At 55.5% G+C, this 21572-nt stretch carries 16 protein-coding genes; 5 read left to right on the top strand and 11 right to left on the bottom strand.

What is annotated here, in order from left to right; translation table 11 throughout:
• The first annotated feature begins 148 nt into the window (after positions 1 to 148).
• A complete protein-coding gene (gene speE / locus HMPREF1144_RS26760; RefSeq protein WP_009654543.1) occupies positions 149 to 1012 on the top strand; it encodes a polyamine aminopropyltransferase in 864 nt (287 codons plus the stop codon).
• A gap of 14 nt (positions 1013 to 1026) precedes the next feature.
• Entirely contained in the window at positions 1027 to 1821 is a 795-nt protein-coding gene (gene speD / locus HMPREF1144_RS26755) for an adenosylmethionine decarboxylase (RefSeq protein WP_004098656.1), read from the top strand.
• A gap of 23 nt (positions 1822 to 1844) precedes the next feature.
• Here speD and HMPREF1144_RS26750 read toward each other — a convergent pair whose 3' ends face one another.
• The 6 genes from HMPREF1144_RS26750 to acnB all read right to left on the bottom strand — a co-directional run bounded on the left by HMPREF1144_RS26750 (position 1845) and on the right by acnB (position 9136).
• On the bottom strand, positions 1845 to 2615 hold the full coding sequence (locus HMPREF1144_RS26750) for a DeoR/GlpR family DNA-binding transcription regulator (protein WP_004098653.1): 771 nt from the start codon (positions 2613 to 2615) through the stop codon (positions 1845 to 1847).
• A 9-nt stretch (positions 2616 to 2624) separates the two neighbouring features.
• Complete coding sequence (locus tag HMPREF1144_RS26745) at positions 2625 to 3608, bottom strand: D-threonate 4-phosphate dehydrogenase (RefSeq protein WP_004098652.1); 984 nt, start codon at positions 3606 to 3608, stop codon at positions 2625 to 2627.
• Positions 3598 to 4869 carry a D-threonate kinase gene (dtnK, locus tag HMPREF1144_RS26740; protein ID WP_009654534.1) on the bottom strand — a complete coding sequence of 424 codons (1272 nt, stop codon included), beginning with the start codon at positions 4867 to 4869 and terminating at the stop codon, positions 3598 to 3600. Before dtnK ends, HMPREF1144_RS26745 begins: the two co-directional genes overlap by 11 nt.
• Positions 4866 to 5819, bottom strand: a complete 954-nt coding sequence (locus HMPREF1144_RS26735) for a 2-keto-3-deoxygluconate permease 1 (protein WP_009654621.1) — start codon at positions 5817 to 5819, stop codon at positions 4866 to 4868. Before HMPREF1144_RS26735 ends, dtnK begins: the two co-directional genes overlap by 4 nt.
• Positions 5820 to 6000: 181 nt before the next feature.
• Positions 6001 to 6363 carry a protein YacL gene (yacL, locus tag HMPREF1144_RS26730; protein ID WP_004098646.1) on the bottom strand — a complete coding sequence of 121 codons (363 nt, stop codon included), beginning with the start codon at positions 6361 to 6363 and terminating at the stop codon, positions 6001 to 6003.
• Positions 6364 to 6538: 175 nt separating this feature from the next.
• The gene (gene acnB / locus HMPREF1144_RS26725; protein ID WP_085955021.1) at positions 6539 to 9136 is read right to left on the bottom strand and encodes a bifunctional aconitate hydratase 2/2-methylisocitrate dehydratase; all 2598 of its coding nucleotides are present in this window, start codon (positions 9134 to 9136) and stop codon (positions 6539 to 6541) included.
• A gap of 355 nt (positions 9137 to 9491) precedes the next feature.
• Here acnB and HMPREF1144_RS26720 point away from each other — a divergent pair, with 355 nt between their 5' ends.
• A complete protein-coding gene (locus HMPREF1144_RS26720; RefSeq protein ID WP_009654560.1) occupies positions 9492 to 11081 on the top strand; it encodes a DUF3300 domain-containing protein in 1590 nt (529 codons plus the stop codon).
• A 10-nt stretch (positions 11082 to 11091) separates the two neighbouring features.
• Positions 11092 to 11913, top strand: coding sequence for a DUF2950 family protein (locus HMPREF1144_RS26715; RefSeq protein ID WP_009654601.1), 822 nt, complete (start codon positions 11092 to 11094; stop codon positions 11911 to 11913).
• Between the two features lie 28 nt (positions 11914 to 11941).
• Here the strand turns inward: HMPREF1144_RS26715 and HMPREF1144_RS26710 are convergent, their stop codons facing one another.
• From HMPREF1144_RS26710 to pdhR, 5 genes are all read right to left on the bottom strand, one after another.
• The gene (locus HMPREF1144_RS26710) at positions 11942 to 12226 is read right to left on the bottom strand and encodes a hypothetical protein (RefSeq protein WP_004098638.1); all 285 of its coding nucleotides are present in this window, start codon (positions 12224 to 12226) and stop codon (positions 11942 to 11944) included.
• 163 nt (positions 12227 to 12389) lie between these two features.
• Positions 12390 to 13814, bottom strand: a complete 1425-nt coding sequence (lpdA, locus tag HMPREF1144_RS26705) for a dihydrolipoyl dehydrogenase (RefSeq protein WP_004098637.1) — start codon at positions 13812 to 13814, stop codon at positions 12390 to 12392.
• Between the two features lie 207 nt (positions 13815 to 14021).
• Positions 14022 to 15911 (bottom strand): pyruvate dehydrogenase complex dihydrolipoyllysine-residue acetyltransferase, encoded by a 1890-nt coding sequence (gene aceF, locus HMPREF1144_RS26700; RefSeq protein ID WP_004098636.1) that lies wholly within the window; start codon positions 15909 to 15911, stop codon positions 14022 to 14024.
• A gap of 14 nt (positions 15912 to 15925) precedes the next feature.
• Positions 15926 to 18589: a pyruvate dehydrogenase (acetyl-transferring), homodimeric type gene (gene aceE / locus HMPREF1144_RS26695; protein ID WP_004098634.1), complete on the bottom strand. Its 2664-nt coding sequence runs from the start codon at positions 18587 to 18589 to the stop codon at positions 15926 to 15928.
• Between the two features lie 119 nt (positions 18590 to 18708).
• On the bottom strand, positions 18709 to 19488 hold the full coding sequence (gene pdhR, locus HMPREF1144_RS26690; protein ID WP_004098632.1) for a pyruvate dehydrogenase complex transcriptional repressor PdhR: 780 nt from the start codon (positions 19486 to 19488) through the stop codon (positions 18709 to 18711).
• A 652-nt stretch (positions 19489 to 20140) separates the two neighbouring features.
• Here pdhR and aroP point away from each other — a divergent pair.
• Positions 20141 to 21511: an aromatic amino acid transporter AroP gene (aroP, locus tag HMPREF1144_RS26685; RefSeq protein WP_085955022.1), complete on the top strand. Its 1371-nt coding sequence runs from the start codon at positions 20141 to 20143 to the stop codon at positions 21509 to 21511.
• Positions 21512 to 21572 lie beyond the last annotated feature (61 nt).

Here is a 21572-nt window from a genome sequence, read left to right as displayed (position 1 = left end):
GGGGAGGCGCTTTCCCCTCTTTTTGAACGGGTAATGCTCCACGCTTCATTTGCTGAAATATCCACCGTGCATCATCTTCTATAGTTGGCTATGATGTTGCGCTCATTTTTGATGGGTGTAACAGGTGTTAACAAAGGAGGATCTGCCCGTGGCCGATAGCAATCTGTGGCATGAAACGCTGCACGACCATTTTGGTCAGTATTTCAGCGTTGATAACGTTCTGTATCATGAGAAAACCGATCATCAGGATTTAATCATTTTCGAAAACGCAGCCTTTGGCCGCGTGATGGCGCTGGACGGCGTGGTACAAACCACCGAACGTGATGAGTTTATCTACCATGAAATGATGACCCATGTTCCTCTGATGGCCCACGGCCAGGCGAAACATGTGTTAATTATCGGCGGCGGCGATGGCGCCATGCTGCGCGAAGTCTCCCGTCACCGCAGCGTCGAAACCATCACCATGGTAGAAATTGACGCTGGCGTGGTTTCATTCTGTCGCCAGTACCTCCCCAACCATAATGCGGGTGCGTACGACGACCCGCGCTTTACCCTGGTGATTGACGATGGCGTCAATTTTGTTAACCAGACGGCGCAAACGTTTGACGTCATTATCTCCGACTGCACCGATCCTATCGGTCCCGGCGAGAGCCTGTTTACTTCCGCCTTCTATGAAGGCAGCAAGCGCTGCCTCAACCCAGGCGGGATCTTCGTCGCTCAGAACGGCGTCAGCTTCCTGCAACAGGATGAGGCCGTCGATAGCCATCGCAAGCTCAGCCATTACTTTAGCGACGTAAGCTTCTATCAGGCGGCGATTCCCACCTACTACGGCGGCATTATGACCTTCGCATGGGCCACGGACAACGAAGCGCTGCGCCATCTTTCCAGTGAAATCATCCAGGCCCGTTTTCACAAGTCGAACCTGAAGTGCCGTTATTACAATCCGGCCATTCACGCGGCGGCATTTGCTTTACCGCAGTATTTACTGGATGCGCTATCCACCGTTAAGTAAGGAGGTGATCTAAATTGAAAAAATTGAAGCTGCACGGCTTTAACAATCTGACCAAAAGCCTGAGTTTTTGCATTTACGATATCTGCTACGCAAAAACGGCAGAGGAGCGCGATGGCTACATCGCCTATATTGACGAACTCTACAACGCCAACCGCCTGACGGAAATTTTGTCAGAGACCTGTTCGATTATCGGCGCCAATATTCTTAACATTGCCCGCCAGGATTATGAACCGCAGGGCGCCAGCGTGACGATCCTGGTCAGCGAAGAGCCTGTCGATCCGCAGCTTATCGATCAGACAGAACACCCGGGTCCGCTACCGGAGACCGTGGTGGCACATCTCGATAAAAGCCATATCTGCGTTCACACCTATCCGGAAAGCCATCCTGAGGGCGGACTGTGCACCTTCCGCGCCGATATTGAAGTCTCAACCTGCGGGGTCATTTCACCGCTGAAGGCCCTGAACTATCTGATTCACCAGCTAGAATCCGATATCGTCACGATTGATTATCGCGTTCGCGGTTTTACCCGCGATGTGAACGGCATGAAGCACTTCATCGATCATGAAATTAACTCCATTCAGAACTTCATGTCCGAAGATATTAAGTCTTTGTATGACATGGTGGACGTGAACGTTTATCAGGAAAATATTTTCCATACCAAGATGTTGCTTAAGGAGTTCGACCTTAAGCACTATATGTTCCACACGAAGCCGGAAGATTTGAGCGAAGAGGAGCGTAAGGTGATTACCGACCTGCTCTGGAAAGAGATGCGCGAAATCTACTACGGACGTAATATCCCGAGCGTGTAACACCGTATCGGCTAGCGGTATCCTTAACGTTCAGGCTGTACCAGCGTAAGGGCAACGGACTGCGCTTTCAGCTCAGCCTGAACGGGAAGAGGCAAACTCACATCGGTAATAATGTCAGTGAAGCGGCTCAGCGGAGCGACGTTGAACAACGAGTGGGCGCCATATTTGCTGCTGTCGGCCAGTAAGATCTTACGCTGGGCGTTGGCAATGATCTCCTGCTTCAGCCCCGCCTTTTCTTCCGTCGGCGTCGTCACGCCCTTTTCCACGCTCCAGCTGTTACAGCTCATAAAAGCGATATCGGGATAGACGCTACGTAACATCTTACGACCAAACTCGCCGATACAGGACTGACTGCTGTCATCAATGCGGCCACCGACGATGGTCACTTCTATCTGGCGGAATTCGGATAAAAACAGAGCGATATGCAGATCGACTGTGATTACCCTGAGCGGAAGATGGGTCAGGCATTTTGCCAGCTCCAGCATGGTGGTGCCGGCGTCCAGTACCACCGCGTCGCCCGCCTGCACCATCGAGGCGGCAAAACGCGCAATCGCCTGCTTTTCCGCAGGCGATCGTAGCTGCTTTTCATTGGTGGTAGGCTGAGAAGGCTCAAAGCGCCGCAGAGCAACACCGCCGTGGCTGCGGCTGATCACGCCCTGCTCATCCAGTTTGATCAGATCGCGTCGTATCGTTGCAGGCGATGCTTCTACCGCATCCACCAGCTGTTCCACGGTCACCAGCGTATGATTTTTCAAATACGCCACAATCTTATCCAGACGGTGTTGTCCTTTCATAACAGGAAATTACGCCAGTTGCATTGCCAGTTTAATCGATACGGCCATGCTCTCAGATTTTGCTTTTCCCGTCCAGGCTATATCAAACGCGGTGCCGTGATCGGCTGAGGTACGGATGAACGGCAGACCCGCGGTGATATTCACCCCATCGTAGAAGCCAAGCAGTTTGAGCGGAATATGTCCCTGATCGTGGTACATCGCCACCACCATGTCATATTGCCCCTCGTACGCCTGTAGAAACACGGTGTCCGGCGGGCAGGGCCCGTAAACATCGATACCCTTCGCTTTCATGTTTTCAATGGCCGGCGACACAATGCGTATTTCTTCATCGCCAAACAGACCGTTTTCGCCCGCATGGGGATTGACCCCGGCAACGGCAATACGCGGCTGGGTGAAGCCGACGCGTTTCAGGAAGCGATCCGCGATGCCGATGACCGTCTCCACGCGATGGCCATTAAGCGTATCGAGGAACTTACGCAACGCAATGTGGGTCGAGACATGAATGACCTTCAGCTTGTCGGTGTAGAGCACCATGGCGTAATCGCGGCTTTCAGTCAGCGTCGCCAGCAGCTCGGTATGACCAGGATAATTGTGCCCGGCCAGATGAAGCGCTTCTTTATTCAGCGGTGCGGTCGCGATGGCGTGTACGTCGCCTTTCATCGCCAGCGCCGTCGCCCGCTTCACGCAGCGGTAGGCCAGATCGCCCGCCTGGGCCTGTACTTTACCCGGCTCCAGCGCGTCCGGCTGGGCCAGCGGCTCGTCGATGACATGAATCACGCCAGGAACAAATCGCGCCTCCGCGACCTCGGCGATCGCGCGAAAGGTGACACCTTCCGCCAGCCCTTTGTCCTGCAGACGTTTCAGGGTTTTCAGACACCCGACCACCACCAGCGGCGCGCCGTTGAGCTCGTCTTCACAAAGCGCTTTGACAATAATTTCCGGACCGATGCCCGCCGGGTCGCCCATCGTAATCGCAATTGTTTTAGTTACCACTGTACATCTCCTCAATAAAATAAAGCGCATCACAAAGGGTGCTGTCTGAACCAAATCCCCCGGCTTTAGTGATAACCGGCAGATCGTCGATTTCACTGTTAACGAACGTCCCGCAGGGAATACAGGGCGCCACCTCACTCTGAATGCGATAGCCTTCCGCCCCGAGCGCGGCGGCAACCGCGGTGGCGATATCTCCTCCGGTCAGGAACAGCCCGCCAATACGTGCCTGTTCGATAATGCGCAACGTAATCATCCCGAGGCGTTCGCTAAGCATCTCACCGAGCTGCTGGCGGCTTACGCCAGCCTGAGCGCACAGGCCGTCGATCATCTGCCGATCGTCCGCACTCCGGCTGGTACGTAAAATGGTGTGCTGCTGGCGACTGAGCAGCGCACAGGCCTGTTCAACCGCCGCGGCCATTTCCTGCTCGTACTGCGCCGATGCCAGCCGCGAGGCGTCAATATCCACGACGCTGGCGCGCGCCTGGCAGAGCGCTTTTTCAACCTGTCGCCGCGTGGCCTCGCTCATCGATCCGGCCACCACCAGTACCGGTAGCTCCTGCTTTTCCTGCATGAAGGTGCTGACCGGTAGCGCGTTCGCCAGCCCGGCAGCGCCCACCAACAGCGGCATCTCTGTTTGTTCACAAATAGCCTGGGCAATCAGCAACAGATCGCGATCTTCCACGGCATCCACCACCACCATGCACTCACCCTCGTCTGAAAAAGCCGTCAACAGGGCGCTCAATTGCCCCCGACGAACGTCTTCGAGCGACACTTCATGAACCGGGATATCGCTTTGCAGGGCGATCAACGTCGCAATTCGCGAGGAGATAATGGGCGTTTTCGGATCGCTGGCGAATTCGGTTTCCAGCAGTGGCGTACCGTTGACCAGGCATAATCCGTCGCGGGTGGTGCGCCCGGCTGCGGGAATAGCCGCCGCAATCGCGGCCAGCTTCCGGTTTGCAGCACGCATTGCCGCCGTCACTTCAGCCCCCACGTTGCCGCGGAAAGTGGAGTCGATTTTCTTGTAAACCAGCGGACGCGCATCACCATCGCACCACGGCGCTAACGCCTGCGCTACCGCTTTCCCGGCCTCAGTTGCAGGCATCGCGCGGCTTTCGGTGTTGATCACCAGCACATCAGCGCGACGCGAAGGTTTTTGATCCGGCGTTAGCATCACTTCCGTGCGCGCCCCCTTCTTTGCCAGCTGCACGCCGGTATCGTTAGAACCCGTAAAGTCGTCGGCGATAACGATCATTTTCATGCTTTTTTCTCCTCAGCAACCTGACGCGCTTGCTTCTTAGCCACCCATGAGGTGAGGACCGGCGTCAGAATCGCGGTGGTGATCACCGATGCGGCAATCAGCGGCGCGGCCGCGGCGGCAACCTCTGCCAGAGAGGGATCGGCCTGGGCAATCGCCATCGGCGTCGCCACGGCGTTTCCGGCGGTGCTGGACGCCGCCGCGCCGGCAATCCCGGTTCCGCCTACCAGACGGTCGGCACGAATGTTAAAGAAACCGCCGATGAAGGTCGTCAGCACGCCGAGCAGAATGCCCGCCAGACCGCCCTGTAGCAGCATTTCAAGGTTGATCCCTGCGCCCAGCGCAAAAGCGAAGAATGGGATCAACAGCGGGCCGCCTTTGGTCAGGAAGTCGCGCATGTTGGGATCGAGGTTACCCAGGATCATTCCCACCACCAGCGGCACCAGCACGGCGACCAGCGCCATGATGGGAATGTTGGCCATCCCCGCCGCGCCCAGCGCGATCATCGTAAAGAATGGCCCGTCATTCAGTGACAGGATGGAGATCGCTCCCACATCACGCTCGTTACCAAACTCGCCAACCAGCGCGGCGTAAAGCCCGCCATTCGAGTTACTCATCGCAGCGATGATCGCCACGCCGCTTAAGCCGAAGATCCCTTCAGCACCAAAGAGCTGTTCCACGCCGAGGCCAATCGCAATGGCGATCAGGAGTTTGGTCAGCGTAATGGTACCGCCCTGCAACAGCGCCTGTGGCGCTGCCTTGACGCTAATTCCCGCCCCCATGCAGAGCAGGAAGGCGCCAATCAGCGGTGCTGCGCCGTTTTTAAACAGCGCGGTGGTGAACCCGCCGATCTCAAGCGCTTGCGGGGCAAAGGTATTGATAATGGCGCCGATCACCAGTGGCACAACCATCATGCCGCCAGGTACACGTTCTATAGCCTTTTTGATGTTCATGGTCTTCCCGCCTGTTGTTATGCTGTGATTAAATAAAATCATAAAGATTATATTCAATCAAATAAACTTCACAAACGCGCCAGATCACAGTTTTAAAATGATTAATAAAAATCAAGCCAGGCCGTTAAGGCTAAAAAAAAGCCGGACATAGCTGTCCGGCCGTGGAAATGATTAACGTTGCTCAGGATTGACCTACAAATTTTCGATAGGCGTTGACGACCTGAAGAAAGTCTTCCACACCGCATAGCGAGAGGCTTTCTTCGTCATAGTAGCTCATCCCCTCTTCTATCTCATCGCCGGAAAAATCCAGTTGGTTAGCGCGGATCATCACTTCTTCGCCGTCCAGCCATAGCGTGTATTCATGGCCGACACGTTGCCAGGAACGTTCACTGCCTTTAACGGTGCGCGCGGCCTGCTCGACTTCGTCCAGCAGGGCAAGGTTATCTTTAACCTCTTCGTTGAACCAGTGGCCGATCGCCTCATGATCCATCGACATTCGCACCTTTACCACTCCGGTAATATCGCGCAGAAATTCGTAATCCATAGTCTTTTCCTCTGCAAGGGCAGTGCGTCACCGCTGCACTGTACCCATACAGTTATTATCGCAGCAGTGGGAGAGAAAAAAAGCGTGGTGGGCGGAGGGACGGGAAATAAAAATGCCCGGTGACGCAAAGTTCACCGGGCATTGGCGGGATTATGTACAGCGCTAAGTTATCGCATTACACCGCGGTCTGGAAAATAACTCCGTCGGCCTTCTCGGTGTACTGACCCAGCTGGTCGAAGTTCAGATAACGATAGGTATCCGCTGCGGTTTTATCCACCTGAGCAACATAGGTCTGATACTCTTCCGGCGTCGGCAGTTTACCGATAAGCGCGGCCACGGCCGCCAGCTCCGCAGAGGCCAGGAAGACGTTAGCACCGGTACCTAAACGGTTCGGGAAGTTACGGGTTGAGGTAGAGACCACCGTCGCACCGTCGGCAACGCGCGCCTGGTTACCCATGCACAGGGAACAGCCAGGGATTTCAATACGCGCACCGCTCTTACCAAACACGCTGTAGTAGCCCTCTTCAGTCAGCTGCGCGGCGTCCATACGGGTTGGCGGCGCCACCCACAGACGAGTCGGCAGCTGGCCTTTGTGGTTGTCCAGCAGCTTACCGGCCGCGCGGAAGTGGCCGATGTTGGTCATGCAGGAACCGATAAACACTTCATCGATCTTCTCGCCCTGCACGTCGGACAGCAGACGCGCATCGTCCGGATCGTTCGGCGCGCAGAGGATGGGCTCTTTGATATCGGCCAGATCGATATCGATCACCGCCGCATATTCCGCATCCGCGTCGCCTTCCAGCAGCTGCGGATCCGCCAGCCATTTTTCCATGCCCTGAACGCGACGCTCCAGCGTACGGCGATCGCCGTAACCTTCGGCGATCATCCACTTCAGCAGGACGATGTTGGAGGTCAGATACTCAACGATCGGCTCTTTGTTCAGCTTAATGGTACAGCCCGCCGCGGAACGCTCGGCGGAGGCATCGGTCAGCTCAAACGCCTGCTCAACTTTCAGATCCGGCAGACCTTCAATTTCCAGAATGCGGCCGGAGAAGATGTTTTTCTTACCTTTCTTCTCCACGGTCAGCAGACCCTGTTTGATCGCATACAGCGGGATGGCGTGTACCAGATCGCGCAGGGTGATGCCCGGCTGCATTTTGCCTTTAAAACGTACCAGAACCGATTCCGGCATATCCAGCGGCATGACGCCAGTTGCGGCGGCAAACGCCACCAGGCCTGAGCCTGCCGGGAAGGAGATACCGATCGGGAAACGGGTATGCGAATCACCGCCGGTACCCACGGTATCAGGCAGCAGCATACGGTTTAGCCAGGAGTGGATAACGCCATCGCCCGGACGCAGCGATACGCCGCCGCGGTTCATGATGAAGTCCGGCAGCGTGTGGTGCGTGGTGACGTCCACCGGCTTCGGATAGGCGGCGGTATGGCAGAAGGACTGCATCACGAGGTCGGAAGAAAAGCCCAGGCACGCCAGGTCTTTCAGCTCATCACGGGTCATCGGGCCGGTGGTGTCCTGAGAGCCTACGGAGGTCATCTTCGGTTCGCAGTAAGCGCCCGGACGAACCCCGGCCACGCCGCAGGCGCGACCCACCATTTTCTGCGCCAGAGAGTATCCGCGGCTGCTTTCCGCCACGTCTTTCGCCTGACGGAACACATCGCTGTGCGGCAGGCCCAGCGCTTCACGCGCTTTGGTGGTCAGGCCACGACCGATGATTAGCGGGATACGGCCGCCGGCGCGCACTTCGTCGATCAGCACGTCGGTTTTCAGCTCGAAGGTCGCCAGCAGTTCGCCGGTTTCGTGGTTACGGACTTCACCTTTGAACGGATAAACGTCGATCACGTCGCCCATGTTCAGGTTGTTTACGTCCACTTCAATCGGCAGCGCGCCGGCATCTTCCATGGTATTAAAGAAGATAGGCGCAATTTTGCCGCCGAGAACCAGACCGCCGCCGCGCTTGTTCGGCACGTGCGGAATATCGTCGCCCATAAACCACAGCACCGAGTTGGTGGCGGATTTACGCGATGAGCCGGTACCCACGACATCGCCGACGTACGCCAGCGGGAAACCTTTTTGCTGCAGTGCTTCAATTTGTTTAATCGGGCCAACGGCGCCGGGCTGATCCGGGTCAATGCCTTCGCGGGCGTTTTTCAGCATTGCCAGCGCGTGCAGCGGAATATCCGGGCGGGACCAGGCGTCAGGGGCCGGAGACAGGTCATCGGTATTGGTTTCGCCGGTGACTTTAAAAACGGTCACGGTGATTTTATCAGCCAGCTGAGGACTGCTCAGGAACCACTCAGCGTCAGCCCAGGATTGCATAACCTGTTTGGCGTAGGCATTGCCTGCCTTGGCTTTCTCTTCTACATCGTAGAAATTGTCAAACATCAGCAGGGTGTGGGACAGCGCTTTCGCGGCGATCGGCGCCAGTTTTGCGTCGTCCAGCGCGTCAATCAGGGGATGAATGTTGTAACCGCCCTGCATGGTGCCCAGCAGTTCGACAGCTTTTTCACGGGTAACCAGTGGAGAAGTTGCTTCGCCTTTGGCGATCGCGGCAAGGAATCCGGCTTTAACATAGGCGGCTTCGTCGACGCCCGGCGGTACGCGGTTAATTAACAGGTCTAACAAGAATTCTTCTTCACCCGCTGGCGGGTTTTTCAGCAGTTCTACCAGCGCGGCCATTTGGGTTGCATCTAAGGGTTTCGGTACAATCCCCTCGGCGGCACGCTCAGCTACGTGCTTACGGTATTCTTCTAGCACGACGGTTCTCCTCGCTCTCATTGTAAAATGCGGTAGGCGATTCTCTTCACGCTCCTGTGAGACAGCAGTTTGTAGGGTAAATGCCCGATACCGCGTCGGCAGCATAGCAGGATTTTGGCGGGGTGTTAATCTGTTTACAAAAAAGCAACATTAAAAATTAGCTGAATCGTTAAGGGCAGAATAATGCAGGTTTTCTGTCAATTTAGCGGTATATAAAATTAATTCTGTTACACATAATTGAGCGAAATCCCAACTAAAATCAAAAACGCAAATACGCGCTCTCTATACTCAGGCAATCCCCCGCTTTTCGACAATACTCTGTCAAAACGGGCCAATTATTGTGCCGGGAGTTCTCATGACACTGCCTTTCAAACCCCATCTGCTCGCGCTACTCTGTAGCGCCGGGCTATTAGCCGCCGCGGGTACGCTCTACGTTAAAAGTCGAGAGCCGCAAACGGTTCCCGAGCCCCCCGCCGTTGCGCAGACGGCGCAGGCAACCGCCGCCGCCCAGCCGGTGGCCACGACCTATACATCTGCGCAGATAGACCAGTGGGTCGCGCCAATCGCGCTCTATCCGGACAATCTGCTGTCGCAGGTGCTGATGGCTTCGACCTACCCGAGTAACGTTGTCCAGGCGGTAGAGTGGTCGCAGGATAACCCCACAATGAAGGGCGATGCGGCGGTGCAAGCGGTGGCAAATCAGCCCTGGGACCCCAGCGTAAAATCGCTGGTCGCCTTCCCTTCCCTGCTCGCGTTAATGGGAGAAAATGCGCCGTGGGTGGAAAACCTGGGGAACGCATTTCTCGCCCAGCCGCAGGCCGTCATGGATTCGGTGCAGCGCTTACGCGCCATCGCCCAGCAGACCGGAACGTTAAAATCCACGCCGCAGCAGAAAGTCATCACCGCCACCCGCTCCGCGGCTCCAGCTCCGGCAACGTCGACGGCCACCGCTTCCCGCAGCAGCAGCGTCGTGACATCCTCCGCCCCGGCGCAGGTGATTAAAATCGAATCCACCAATCCAAATGTGGTGTACGTGCCGGCCTATAACCCTTCAGTTGTTTATGGCGCCTGGCCTGACACCGCCTATCCGCCGGTCTACCTGCCGCCGCCTCCGGGGGAGCAGTTTACCGACAGCTTCGTCAAGGGGTTTGGCTATAGCCTCGGCGTCGCCACAACCTACGCTCTGTTCAGCAGCATCGACTGGGATGATGACGATCATCACCACCATGACGATGACGATCACCATCACGATGATGATCATCACGGTGGCTACACGCACAACGGCGATAACATCAACATCAACGTCAATAATTTCAACCATATTACCGGGCAGAACCTGCCGGGAAACCGCGCCAGCTGGCAGCATAATCCGGCCTACCGCGGCAATATACCCTATCCGAACAACACGATTGCGCAGCATTACCATCAGACCAATGTTCCCGGCGGGCTTAGCGCGACCCAACATCAGCCCGCCGATCGCAACGCGCAGCGTCAGGCGGCCATGACGCAGCTACAGCAGCGTACCGGGCCTGCGGACAACGCGCTTAATCACGCGCCTTCCCGCGATGCCCAGCGCCAGGTCGCGTCGCAGCAGCTCCATCAGGTGACCCAGCGCAATAACTATCGCGGCTATGACGCCACGCCGGCGGTAAAAAATAGCGCCGTACAACAGCAGCATCGGGAAGCGGCCAAAACGATTCAGCATCCGACGACGCAGCAGCAACAGCGCCGTGAACAGTTCCGGGCCGCAACGCCCGAACAACGTCAGCAGAAGCTGAATAACCTGCACGCCAATGCCCTGAGCGGTAACGATATCCGCTCTCCCTCCTGGCAGTCTCAGCAGGAGCGCGGCCTGCAGAGCCGTCATATCTCGGGTTTAAGCAGCGAGCAGCGCAGCGCGGCCAGTGAACATCTTTCCGAACACCGTGAACTGCGCCGCCGCTGAGGATAATCAGATGAAAAAATTATTAAAAATGACGCTGCTGGCGCTGGCCCTGACGCCCGCCATGGCGCTGGCTCAGCAGCAGTTTTCCTCTCCGGAACAGGCCGCAAGCGCGCTGGCTGAGGCGATCGGCAGGCATGATGAATCTGCCCTCAACGGGCTGCTCGGCGATAGCTGGCAGCAATTTTTACCGCCGGAGGGCATCGACCCTGATGCCGTCGCTCGCTTTCAGCGCGACTGGAAAGTCAGCCATCGTATCGTTCAGCAACAGAATAGCGCCTGGCTGGAGGTGGGACAGGAAGCATGGCGGCTACCGATCCCCATCATTAAGGATCAGAGCGGCTGGCGTTTTGATATGGCCGCTGCTGAAGATGAGATCCTGACTCGCGCGATTGGCCGCAATGAGCTGTCAGCCATTCAGGCGATGCACGCTTACGTTGATGCCCAGCAGGATTTTTATCGGCTAAACCACACCTGGGCGCAGAGGATTATCAGCAGCGATGGTAAGAAAGACGGCCTCTACTGGCCTGCCGCTCCCGGCGAAGCGCCCAGCCCGCTAGGGCCCGCGTTTAGCCCCGCCGAACCCGGCGAAGGCTATCACGGCTACCGTTTTCGCATCATTCAAGATGGCGAGGGTCAGGGCTTCGCCCTGCTGGCATGGCCTGTGGAATGGGGAAAAACCGGCATCATGAGCTTTATGGTCAACCAAAATGATGAGGTTTATCAGGCTAATTTAGGGGATGAGACGCAGAGCAAGGCGCGCGCCATTTCGCAGTTTTCGCCGGATTCAGACTGGCAGGCCATCAATCAACAGAAAAAGCCCGGCGTGCGATAACGCCGCCGGGCCACACCTGTGTGCTGATTTAGCCCTGATGGGGCATCAGAGACGGGTCACCCGCAAAAGCCGGTTTAGTGCTGGTCAGTGCCGCTTCATCAGAGCTGATGCTTCCGGAATTCGCCGCCCATACCCCTTCGCTGGTCTTTGTTATCTGCTGATGCTGCCTGTTCAAATCCTGGCCCATCGCCGCAATATGGGTGCTTTCGGTCCCGCCGCTGTTATCAGCCCAGGGAATAGCGGCATCGGCCGCGCAGGCCATACCCGAGACCAGCGTTGCTGCCAGCAGCGTCGTCGTTAAAACTTTTTTCATCGCACACCTCACGCATAGTTAACCATCTATAAGTTTACCTGGTAACTATTTTCAAAGTATTAATAAGATACGCAACTTTATTAACGGCGACACAGTTCTAAACATCACCTATAAAAAAAGCGGCTCACTGAGCCGCTTTTTGGATTTTGCCTGAAAGAAAAACTTACTTTTTCTTCGCTTTCGCGTTCGGCAGGTCGGTGATGCTGCCTTCAAAGACTTCTGCTGCCAGGCCAACGGACTCGTGCAGAGTCGGGTGAGCGTGGATGGTCAGCGCGATGTCTTCAGCGTCACAGCCCATTTCGATCGCCAGACCGATTTCACCCAGCAGCTCGCCGCCGTTAGTGCCGACAATCGCCCCGCCGATAACGCGGTGAGATTCTTTGTCGAAAATCAGTTTGGTCATACCGTCAGCGCAGTCGGAAGCGATAGCACGGCCAGAAGCAGCCCACGGGAAGGTGGCGGTTTCGTAGCTGATGCCTTTCTCTTTCGCTTCTTTCTCAGTCAGACCAACCCACGCAACTTCCGGCTCGGTATAGGCGATGGACGGGATAACTTTCGGGTCGAAGTAGTGCTTCATGCCGGCGATAACTTCGGCAGCAACGTGGCCTTCGTGAACGCCTTTGTGCGCCAGCATCGGCTGACCGACGATATCGCCGATAGCGAAGATGTGCGGCACGTTGGTACGCAGCTGTTTATCAACGCGGATAAAGCCACGCTCGTCAACTTCAACGCCTGCTTTACCGGCATCGAGGTTTTTACCGTTCGGCACGCGGCCGATAGCCACCAGCACGGCGTCGTAGCGCTGAGCTTCAGCCGGGGCTTTTTTGCCTTCCATGGAAACGTAGATACCGTCTTCTTTCGCTTCAACGGCGGTCACTTTGGTTTCCAGCATCAGGTTGAATTTCTTACTGATGCGCTTGGTGAAGACTTTCACCACGTCTTTATCGGCAGCCGGGATAACCTGGTCGAACATTTCAACCACGTCAATTTCTGAACCCAGCGCATGGTATACGGTACCCATTTCCAGACCGATGATACCGCCGCCCATAACCAGCAGGCGTTTTGGTACGGTTTTCAGCTCCAGCGCATCGGTGGAGTCCCATACGCGCGGATCTTCATGCGGAATGAACGGCAGTTCGATCGGACGGGAGCCCGCCGCGATGATAGCGTTGTCGAAGTTGATGACGGTTTTACCGTTTTCGCCTTCCACTTCCAGGGTGTTAGCGCCGGTAAATTTACCCAGACCGTTAACCACCTTCACTTTACGCCCTTTGGCCATGCCAGCCAGACCGCCGGTCAGCTGAGTGATGACTTTTTCTTTCCAGGTGCGAATCTTGTCAATGTCAGTTTTCGGTTCACCGAAAACGATGCCGTGTTCGGCCAGCGCTTTCGCTTCTTCGATAACTTTAGCAACGTGCAGCAGTGCTTTAGAAGGGATACAGCCGACGTTCAGGCAAACACCGCCGAGGGTGCTGTAACGTTCTACGATGACGGTTTCCAGACCTAAATCAGCGCAACGGAAGGCAGCAGAATAACCTGCGGGGCCTGCCCCAAGTACCACGACCTGAGTTTTGATTTCAGTACTCATCATGACCTCTGTTATTTGTATCCGGCGGGTCTGACGCTATTGTTTTTACGCCCATGTCCACCGGGACGTTCTATCCGCAAGCATTTTACAAAATTGTTAACAATTTTGAAACAACAAACGGCAAACGATTTTGTCCTTTATTGCTGGTAACTTCAAAACGCAGAAGAGATTACCAGAAAAAAGCCGGCCGTCAGGCCGGCTTTTTGCTTACATCACCAGGCGGCGAATGTCGCTCAGCATATTGTTGATGATGGTGATAAAGCGCGCACCATCAGCACCGTCGATCACGCGGTGGTCGAAGGACAGAGAGATCGGCATCATCAGACGCGGCACGAACTCTTTGCCATTCCATACCGGCTCCATCGCGGACTTGGAGACGCCGAGGATAGCCACTTCCGGCGCGTTCACAATCGGTGCGAAGTGGGTGGTACCCAGGCCGCCGATGCTGGAGATAGTGAAGCAACCACCCTGCATTTCGCCAGCGGTCAGCTTACCATCACGCGCTTTCTTGGAAATCACGGTCAGTTCACGAGACAGCTCGGTAATGCTCTTCTTGTTCACGTCTTTGAAGACCGGAACAACCAGACCATTCGGGGTATCAACCGCCACACCGATATTGATGTATTTCTTCAGCGTCAGACGCTGCGCATCTTCAGACAGGGAGCTGTTGAAGCGCGGCATCTGCTCAAGCGCCGCGGCAACGGCTTTCATGATGAAGACAACCGGAGTGAATTTCACGTCCAGCTTACGCTTCTCAGCTTCGGCGTTCTGCTGTTTACGGAACGCTTCCAGATCGGTGATATCGGTTTTGTCGAAGTGCGTAACGTGCGGGATCATCACCCAGTTACGGCTCAGGTTAGCGCCAGAGATCTTCTGGATGCGGCCCAGTTCAACTTCTTCCACTTCACCAAACTTGCTGAAGTCCACTTTCGGCCACGGCAGCATGCCCGGGATACCGCCACCGGTAGCAGCAGGCGCGGCTTCGGCGCGTTTAACCGCTTCTTTCACGTAGGCCTGAACGTCTTCGCGCAGGATACGGCCTTTACGACCAGTTCCTTTCACTTTCGCCAGGTTTACACCGAACTCGCGCGCCAGGCGACGAATCAGCGGGGTGGCGTGAACGTAAGCGTCGTTTTCAGCGAACTCAGATTTGCCTTCTGCTTTTGCAGCAGGTGCTGCGGCAGGTTTAGCCGCCTGAGCCGGTGCTGCAGCAGGAGCCGGAGCGGCGGCGGCCGGAGCCGCGGCAGGCGCAGCGCCTTCCACTTCGAAGACCATAATCAGGGAGCCAGTGGAGACTTTGTCGCCGGTGCTGATTTTGATCTCTTTCACGGTACCCGCGAATGGCGCAGGCACTTCCATGGAAGCTTTGTCGCCTTCAACGGTGATCAGTGACTGTTCAGCGGCAATTTTATCGCCCACTTTCACCATCACTTCAGTCACTTCAACTTCATCGCCGCCGATATCCGGCACGTGAACTTCTTTAGAACCTGAAGCTGCCGGTGCAGCAGCAGCCGGAGCGGCTTCCGCTTTCGCCGGCGCCGCGGCAGGCGCTGCGCCCGCCACTTCGAAGATCATGATCAGGGAACCCGTGGACACTTTGTCGCCGGTGTTAATCTTGATCTCTTTCACGGTACCGGCGAACGGCGCCGGCACTTCCATAGAGGCTTTATCGCCTTCTACGGTGATCAGGGATTGTTCAGCGGCGATGGTGTCGCCCACTTTCACCATGATTTCCGTGACTTCAACTTCATCACCGCCGATATCCGGTACATGAACTTCTTTCGCGCTGGCGGCTGCCGGTGCTGCGGCGGCCGGAGCGGCTTCTTTCTTCTCTTCCTGCGCAGGTGCAGCGGCTGCTGCACCATCGGCGGAATCGAAAATCATGATCAGTTTACCGGTCTCGGTTTTGTCGCCGACAGAGACTTTGATCTCTTTAACGACGCCAGCCTGCGGAGACGGGACTTCCATAGAGGCTTTGTCGCCTTCTACGGTGATCAGCGACTGTTCAGCTTCAACTTTGTCGCCCACTTTGACCAGAATCTCGGTGATTTCAACTTCATCAGCCCCGATGTCCGGTACTTTGATTTCGATAGCCATTATTCTTTTACCTCTTACGCCAGACGCGGGTTAACTTTATCTGCATCGATGTTGAATTTAGTGATGGCTTCCGCAACCACTTTCTTATCGATTTCGCCACGTTTAGCCAGTTCGCCCAGCGCTGCTACCACCACGTAGGAAGCGTCAACTTCGAAGTGGTGACGCAGGTTTTCACGGCTGTCAGAGCGACCGAAGCCGTCGGTACCCAGTACGCGGTAATCATCGGCCGGTACGTAAGTACGAACCTGCTCAGCGAACAGTTTCATATAGTCAGTAGATGCCACCGCTGGTGCATCATTCATCACCTGAGCGATGTACGGAACGCGCGGCGTTTCCAGCGGATGCAGCATGTTCCAGCGTTCACAGTCCTGGCCATCGCGCGCCAGTTCGGTGAAGGAGGTGACGCTATAAACGTCAGAGCCTACGCCGTAGTCTTTGGCCAGGATCTGCGCTGCTTCACGGACGTGACGCAGGATAGAACCGGAGCCCAGCAGCTGAACTTTACCTTTGCTACCTTCAACGGTTTCGAGTTTGTAGATACCTTTACGGATACCTTCCTCGGCGCCTGCTGGCATTGCCGGCATGTGGTAGTTTTCGTTCAGCGTGGTGATGTAGTAGTAAACGTTCTCTTGTTTCTCACCGTACATACGCTCCAGACCATCGTGCATGATGACCGCAACTTCGTACGCGTAAGACGGATCGTAAGAGATACAGTTCGGGATGGTCAGAGACTGAATGTGGCTGTGGCCATCTTCGTGCTGCAGACCTTCGCCGTTCAGCGTGGTACGACCGGAAGTCCCGCCGATCAGGAAGCCGCGAGCCTGCTGGTCGCCGGCCTGCCAGCACAGGTCACCGATACGCTGGAACCCGAACATGGAGTAGTAGATGTAGAACGGGATCATCGGCAGGTTGTTGGTGCTGTAGGAGGTCGCAGCAGCCAGCCAGGATGCACCGGCACCCAGTTCGTTGATACCTTCCTGCAGAATCTGGCCTTTCTCGTCTTCTTTGTAGTAAGCAACCTGCTCACGGTCCTGCGGAGTGTACTGCTGACCGTTCGGGCTGTAGATACCAATCTGACGGAACAGGCCTTCCATACCAAAGGTACGCGCTTCATCGGCGATGATCGGCACGAGGCGGTCTTTGATGGATTTGTTCTTCAGCATCACGTTCAGGGCACGAACGAACGCGATAGTGGTAGAGATCTCTTTATTCTGCTCTTCCAGCAGCGGACCGAAATCTTCCAGGGTCGGCAGCTCCAGCTTCTCATCGAAGTTTGGCTGACGGCTCGGCAGATAGCCGTGCAGCTTCTGACGCTGGGCGTGCAGATAGGTGTGCTCTTCAGAACCTTCCGGGAAGGTCACGTACGGCAGTTTTTCGATGTCAGCATCGGCAACCGGCACGTTGAAACGATCGCGGACGTAGCGAACGCCGTCCATGTTCATTTTCTTAACCTGGTGAGCGATGTTTTTACCTTCAGCGGTGTCACCCATGCCGTAACCTTTAATGGTATGGGCGAGGATTACGGTGGCTTTGCCTTTGGTTTCCTGTGCTTTTTTCAGCGCAGCGTAGACTTTCTTCGGATCGTGGCCGCCGCGGTTCAGGGCCCAGATCTGCTCGTCAGTCCAGTCGGCAACCAGCGCTGCGGTTTCCGGATATTTACCGAAGAAGTGCTCACGCACGTAAGCGCCGTCTTTGGATTTGAAGGTCTGGTAGTCACCGTCAACGGTCTCTTCCATCAGCTGGATCAGTTTACCGCTGGTATCTTTACGCAGCAGCTCATCCCAGCGTCCGCCCCAGATAACCTTGATAACGTTCCAGCCAGCACCGCCAAAGATGCCTTCCAGTTCGTTAATGATCTTGCCATTACCGGTAACCGGGCCGTCAAGGCGCTGCAGGTTACAGTTGATAACGAAGACCAGGTTGTCCAGCTTCTCACGGGTCGCGATGGTGATCGCGCCTTTGGATTCCGGCTCGTCCATCTCACCGTCGCCGAGGAAAGCGTAAACGGTTTGTTTGGAGGTATCTTTCAGACCACGGTGTTCCAGATATTTCAGGAACTTAGCCTGATAAATCGCACCGATTGGGCCCAGACCCATAGAGACGGTCGGGAACTGCCAGAATTCCGGCATCAGTTTCGGGTGCGGATAAGAGGACAGGCCTTTACCGTGAACTTCCTGACGGAAGTTGTTCATCTGCTCTTCAGTCAGACGACCTTCCAGGAAAGCACGCGCGTAGACGCCCGGAGAGATGTGGCCCTGGAAGTAAACCAGGTCGCCGCCGTCTTGCTCGTTGCGTGCGCGGAAGAAGTGGTTAAAGCACACTTCATAGAAGGTTGCGGAAGACTGGAAGGAAGCCATGTGGCCGCCCAGTTCGAGATCTTTTTTCGATGCGCGCAGAACGGTCATAATCGCGTTCCAGCGGATCGCAGAACGGATACGACGTTCCAGATCCAGATTACCCGGGTATTCCGGCTCATCTTCAACGGCAATAGTGTTTACGTAACCGCCGGTCGATGCGCCAGCAGCCACTTTCACCCCGCCTTTGCGGGCTTCAGAAAGGAGTTGGTCAATAAGATACTGAGCGCGCTCAACACCTTCTTCACGGATGACCGATTCGATCGCCTGTAGCCAGTCGCGAGTTTCGATCGGATCCACGTCATTTGGTAAACGTTCTGACATGGGGGGTATTCCTTATCTATCTAATCGTTGATTAATCTGGAACCTGTCCCATTGAATTCTCGTCAGAGAATGCAATAAGACAGGTTCTGCGTTTAGTTGCCGCGCTCTAAAAATGGCGCTTAAGAACCGGAGTTCTCATCTTTTCGTTGCTGTAAACGACGCAGTGAGCGTTCACGACGGCTCTGCTCACGGCTACGATCCAGCAAAATTTCCTCAATGAACGCCAGGTGACGATGCGACGCTTCACGCGCCTGCTCCGGTTCCCCGGCGATTATCGCCTCAAAAATGCGAGTACGATGATTGCTGACCTGCGGGAGCATCTCCCGACGGGCGTACAACAATTCAAAATTCTGGCGAACGTTCTGGGCCAGCATCGGCTCCATACAGCGTAGTAGATGGAGCAGCACCACATTGTGCGCCGCTTCGGTGACGGCGATTTGATACTGGACGACGGCATCGGATTCGGCGTCGAGATCGCCGGACTGCTGAGCCCGCTCAATGGCCTGATGCAGCTCGCGAATGCGTTCGCGGTCTTCATCATTGCTGCGCAGCGCCGCGTAATAAGCCGCGATGCCTTCAAGCGCGTGACGGGTTTCCAGCAGATCAAATTGGGATTCAGGGTGGTCGGACAGTAGCTCTACCAGCGGGTCGCTGAAGCTCTGCCACAGGCGGCTTTGTACAAACGTTCCGCCCCCCTGGCGACGAAGCAACAAGCCCTTAGCTTCGAGGCGTTGAATAGCCTCACGGAGCGAGGGACGGGAAACGTCGAACTGTTTTGCCAGTTCACGTTCTGGCGGGAGTTTTTCACCGGGGCGCAACGTCCCCTCAAGGATTAAAAACTCCAGCTGCTGCTCTATCACATCGGATAGTTTTGGTTGGCGGATCTTGCTGTAGGCCATATTCCCTGTCTCTGCCATTAGCCCGGAGTCAATTGGTCTTACCAATTCATAGTTCGTATCGCTAAAGTAACAAAGTATTCACCTTCTGTCCATACAGGTTTTGATTGAAATCATTAAACCCGGCACGTTTTAACAACCTTACAGAAATAACATTTCAAAAATGTAACCTTGCACAAATGTTGTGTTTACTCACAAAGAGGTAGCGTTAACGTAATAGAAACGAAAAATTACGCTATCTGAACCGATTCAACGCCTCATTAAGTGAATATAAATTCAATAAATTTGCATGGATGACAAATAGTGGGTAGGCACTGGCGCATGGGGTGGGATTTACAAATGGCGTCTTTTTGCTCGCTTCGTCATCATCCCTTCATAAAGCAGGTGCATTCAGCGGCGCTTATCACTATTCTCCATGATACGAAAGGCCTTTTCATGAATTCCCTCTCCGCCTTGCGTAAAGAAATAAGTACATCAACGGAATTTGATAATTACACAACCACAACAATATGTGCGCTACATCACTCGGGGCAAAACGGGCCGTAGGCTCAGTGAAATTTCGCTGACTATGCTATCAGGCAGGGATGGACAGCGAAGAAGTCACCTGATGGATGACGCGGACAAACATAATAACCATAACCACACACGAGGTTTCATGATGGAAGGTCAACAGCATGGCGATCGGCTAAAGCGCGGCCTTAAAAACCGCCATATTCAGCTTATTGCGCTGGGAGGCGCTATCGGTACCGGTTTGTTTCTGGGTAGCGCATCCGTCATCCAAAACGCGGGTCCCGGTATTATTCTGGGCTACGCAATTGCCGGTTTTATTGCTTTCCTGATTATGCGTCAGCTGGGCGAGATGGTCGTCGAAGAGCCGGTAGCCGGTTCATTTAGTCATTTTGCCTACAAATACTGGGGCGGCTTTGCAGGCTTCGCTTCCGGCTGGAACTACTGGGTGCTTTACGTGCTGGTCGCGATGGCCGAGTTAACCGCGGTCGGGAAATATGTCCAGTTCTGGTGGCCGGAAATTCCTACCTGGGTTTCTGCGGCCATTTTCTTTATCGCTATCAACGCCATCAACCTGACGAACGTCAAGGTGTTTGGCGAGATGGAGTTCTGGTTCGCGATCATTAAAGTCGTCGCCGTCGTGGCGATGATCCTGTTCGGCGGCTGGCTGCTGTTCAGCGGCAACGGCGGACCGCAGGCCACCGTACGCAACCTGTGGGAGCAAGGCGGATTCCTGCCGCACGGCTTCACCGGGCTGGTAATGATGATGGCGATTATTATGTTCTCTTTCGGCGGGCTGGAGCTGGTCGGTATCACCGCAGCCGAAGCGGATAACCCGGAGCAGAGCATTCCGAAGGCCACTAACCAGGTCATCTACCGCATCCTGATTTTCTATGTGGGCTCGCTGGCCGTTCTGCTTTCGCTGCTGCCGTGGAGCCGCGTAACCGCCGATACCAGCCCGTTCGTCCTGATTTTCCACGAACTGGGCGATACCTTCGTCGCGAATGCGCTGAATATTGTGGTATTAACCGCGGCGCTCTCCGTTTACAACAGCTGCGTATACTGCAACAGCCGGATGCTGTTCGGTCTGGCCCAGCAGGGTAACGCGCCAAAAGCGCTGATGAGCGTCGATAAACGCGGCGTGCCGGTCAACACCATCCTCGTCTCCGCGGTGGTCACCGCGCTGTGCGTACTGATTAACTACTTCGCGCCGGAATCCGCGTTTGGTCTGCTGATGGCGCTGGTGGTTTCAGCCCTGGTGATCAACTGGGCGATGATTAGCCTGGCGCACATGAAATTCCGTCGCGCTAAGCAGCAGCAGGGCGTGGTTACCCGCTTCCCGGCGCTGCTTTATCCGCTGGGCAACTGGATCTGCCTGCTCTTTATGGCGGGAGTGCTGGTGATCATGCTGATGACCCCTGGCATGGCGATTTCCGTCTACCTTATCCCTGTATGGATTGCCGTTCTTGGCGTCGGCTATCTGTTTAAACAGAAAACCGCCAGCGCCATTAAAGCATAATCCTGCATCCCCACAATCTGTGTCCGCCCGCCGCTGGCGGACACAGCGCATTGTTACCTGC

Source organism: Klebsiella sp. OBRC7 (assembly GCF_000293135.1).
In the GTDB taxonomy this organism is placed as follows: domain Bacteria; phylum Pseudomonadota; class Gammaproteobacteria; order Enterobacterales; family Enterobacteriaceae; genus Klebsiella; species Klebsiella michiganensis.
This window is presented reverse-complemented; position numbering and strand designations above follow the sequence as displayed.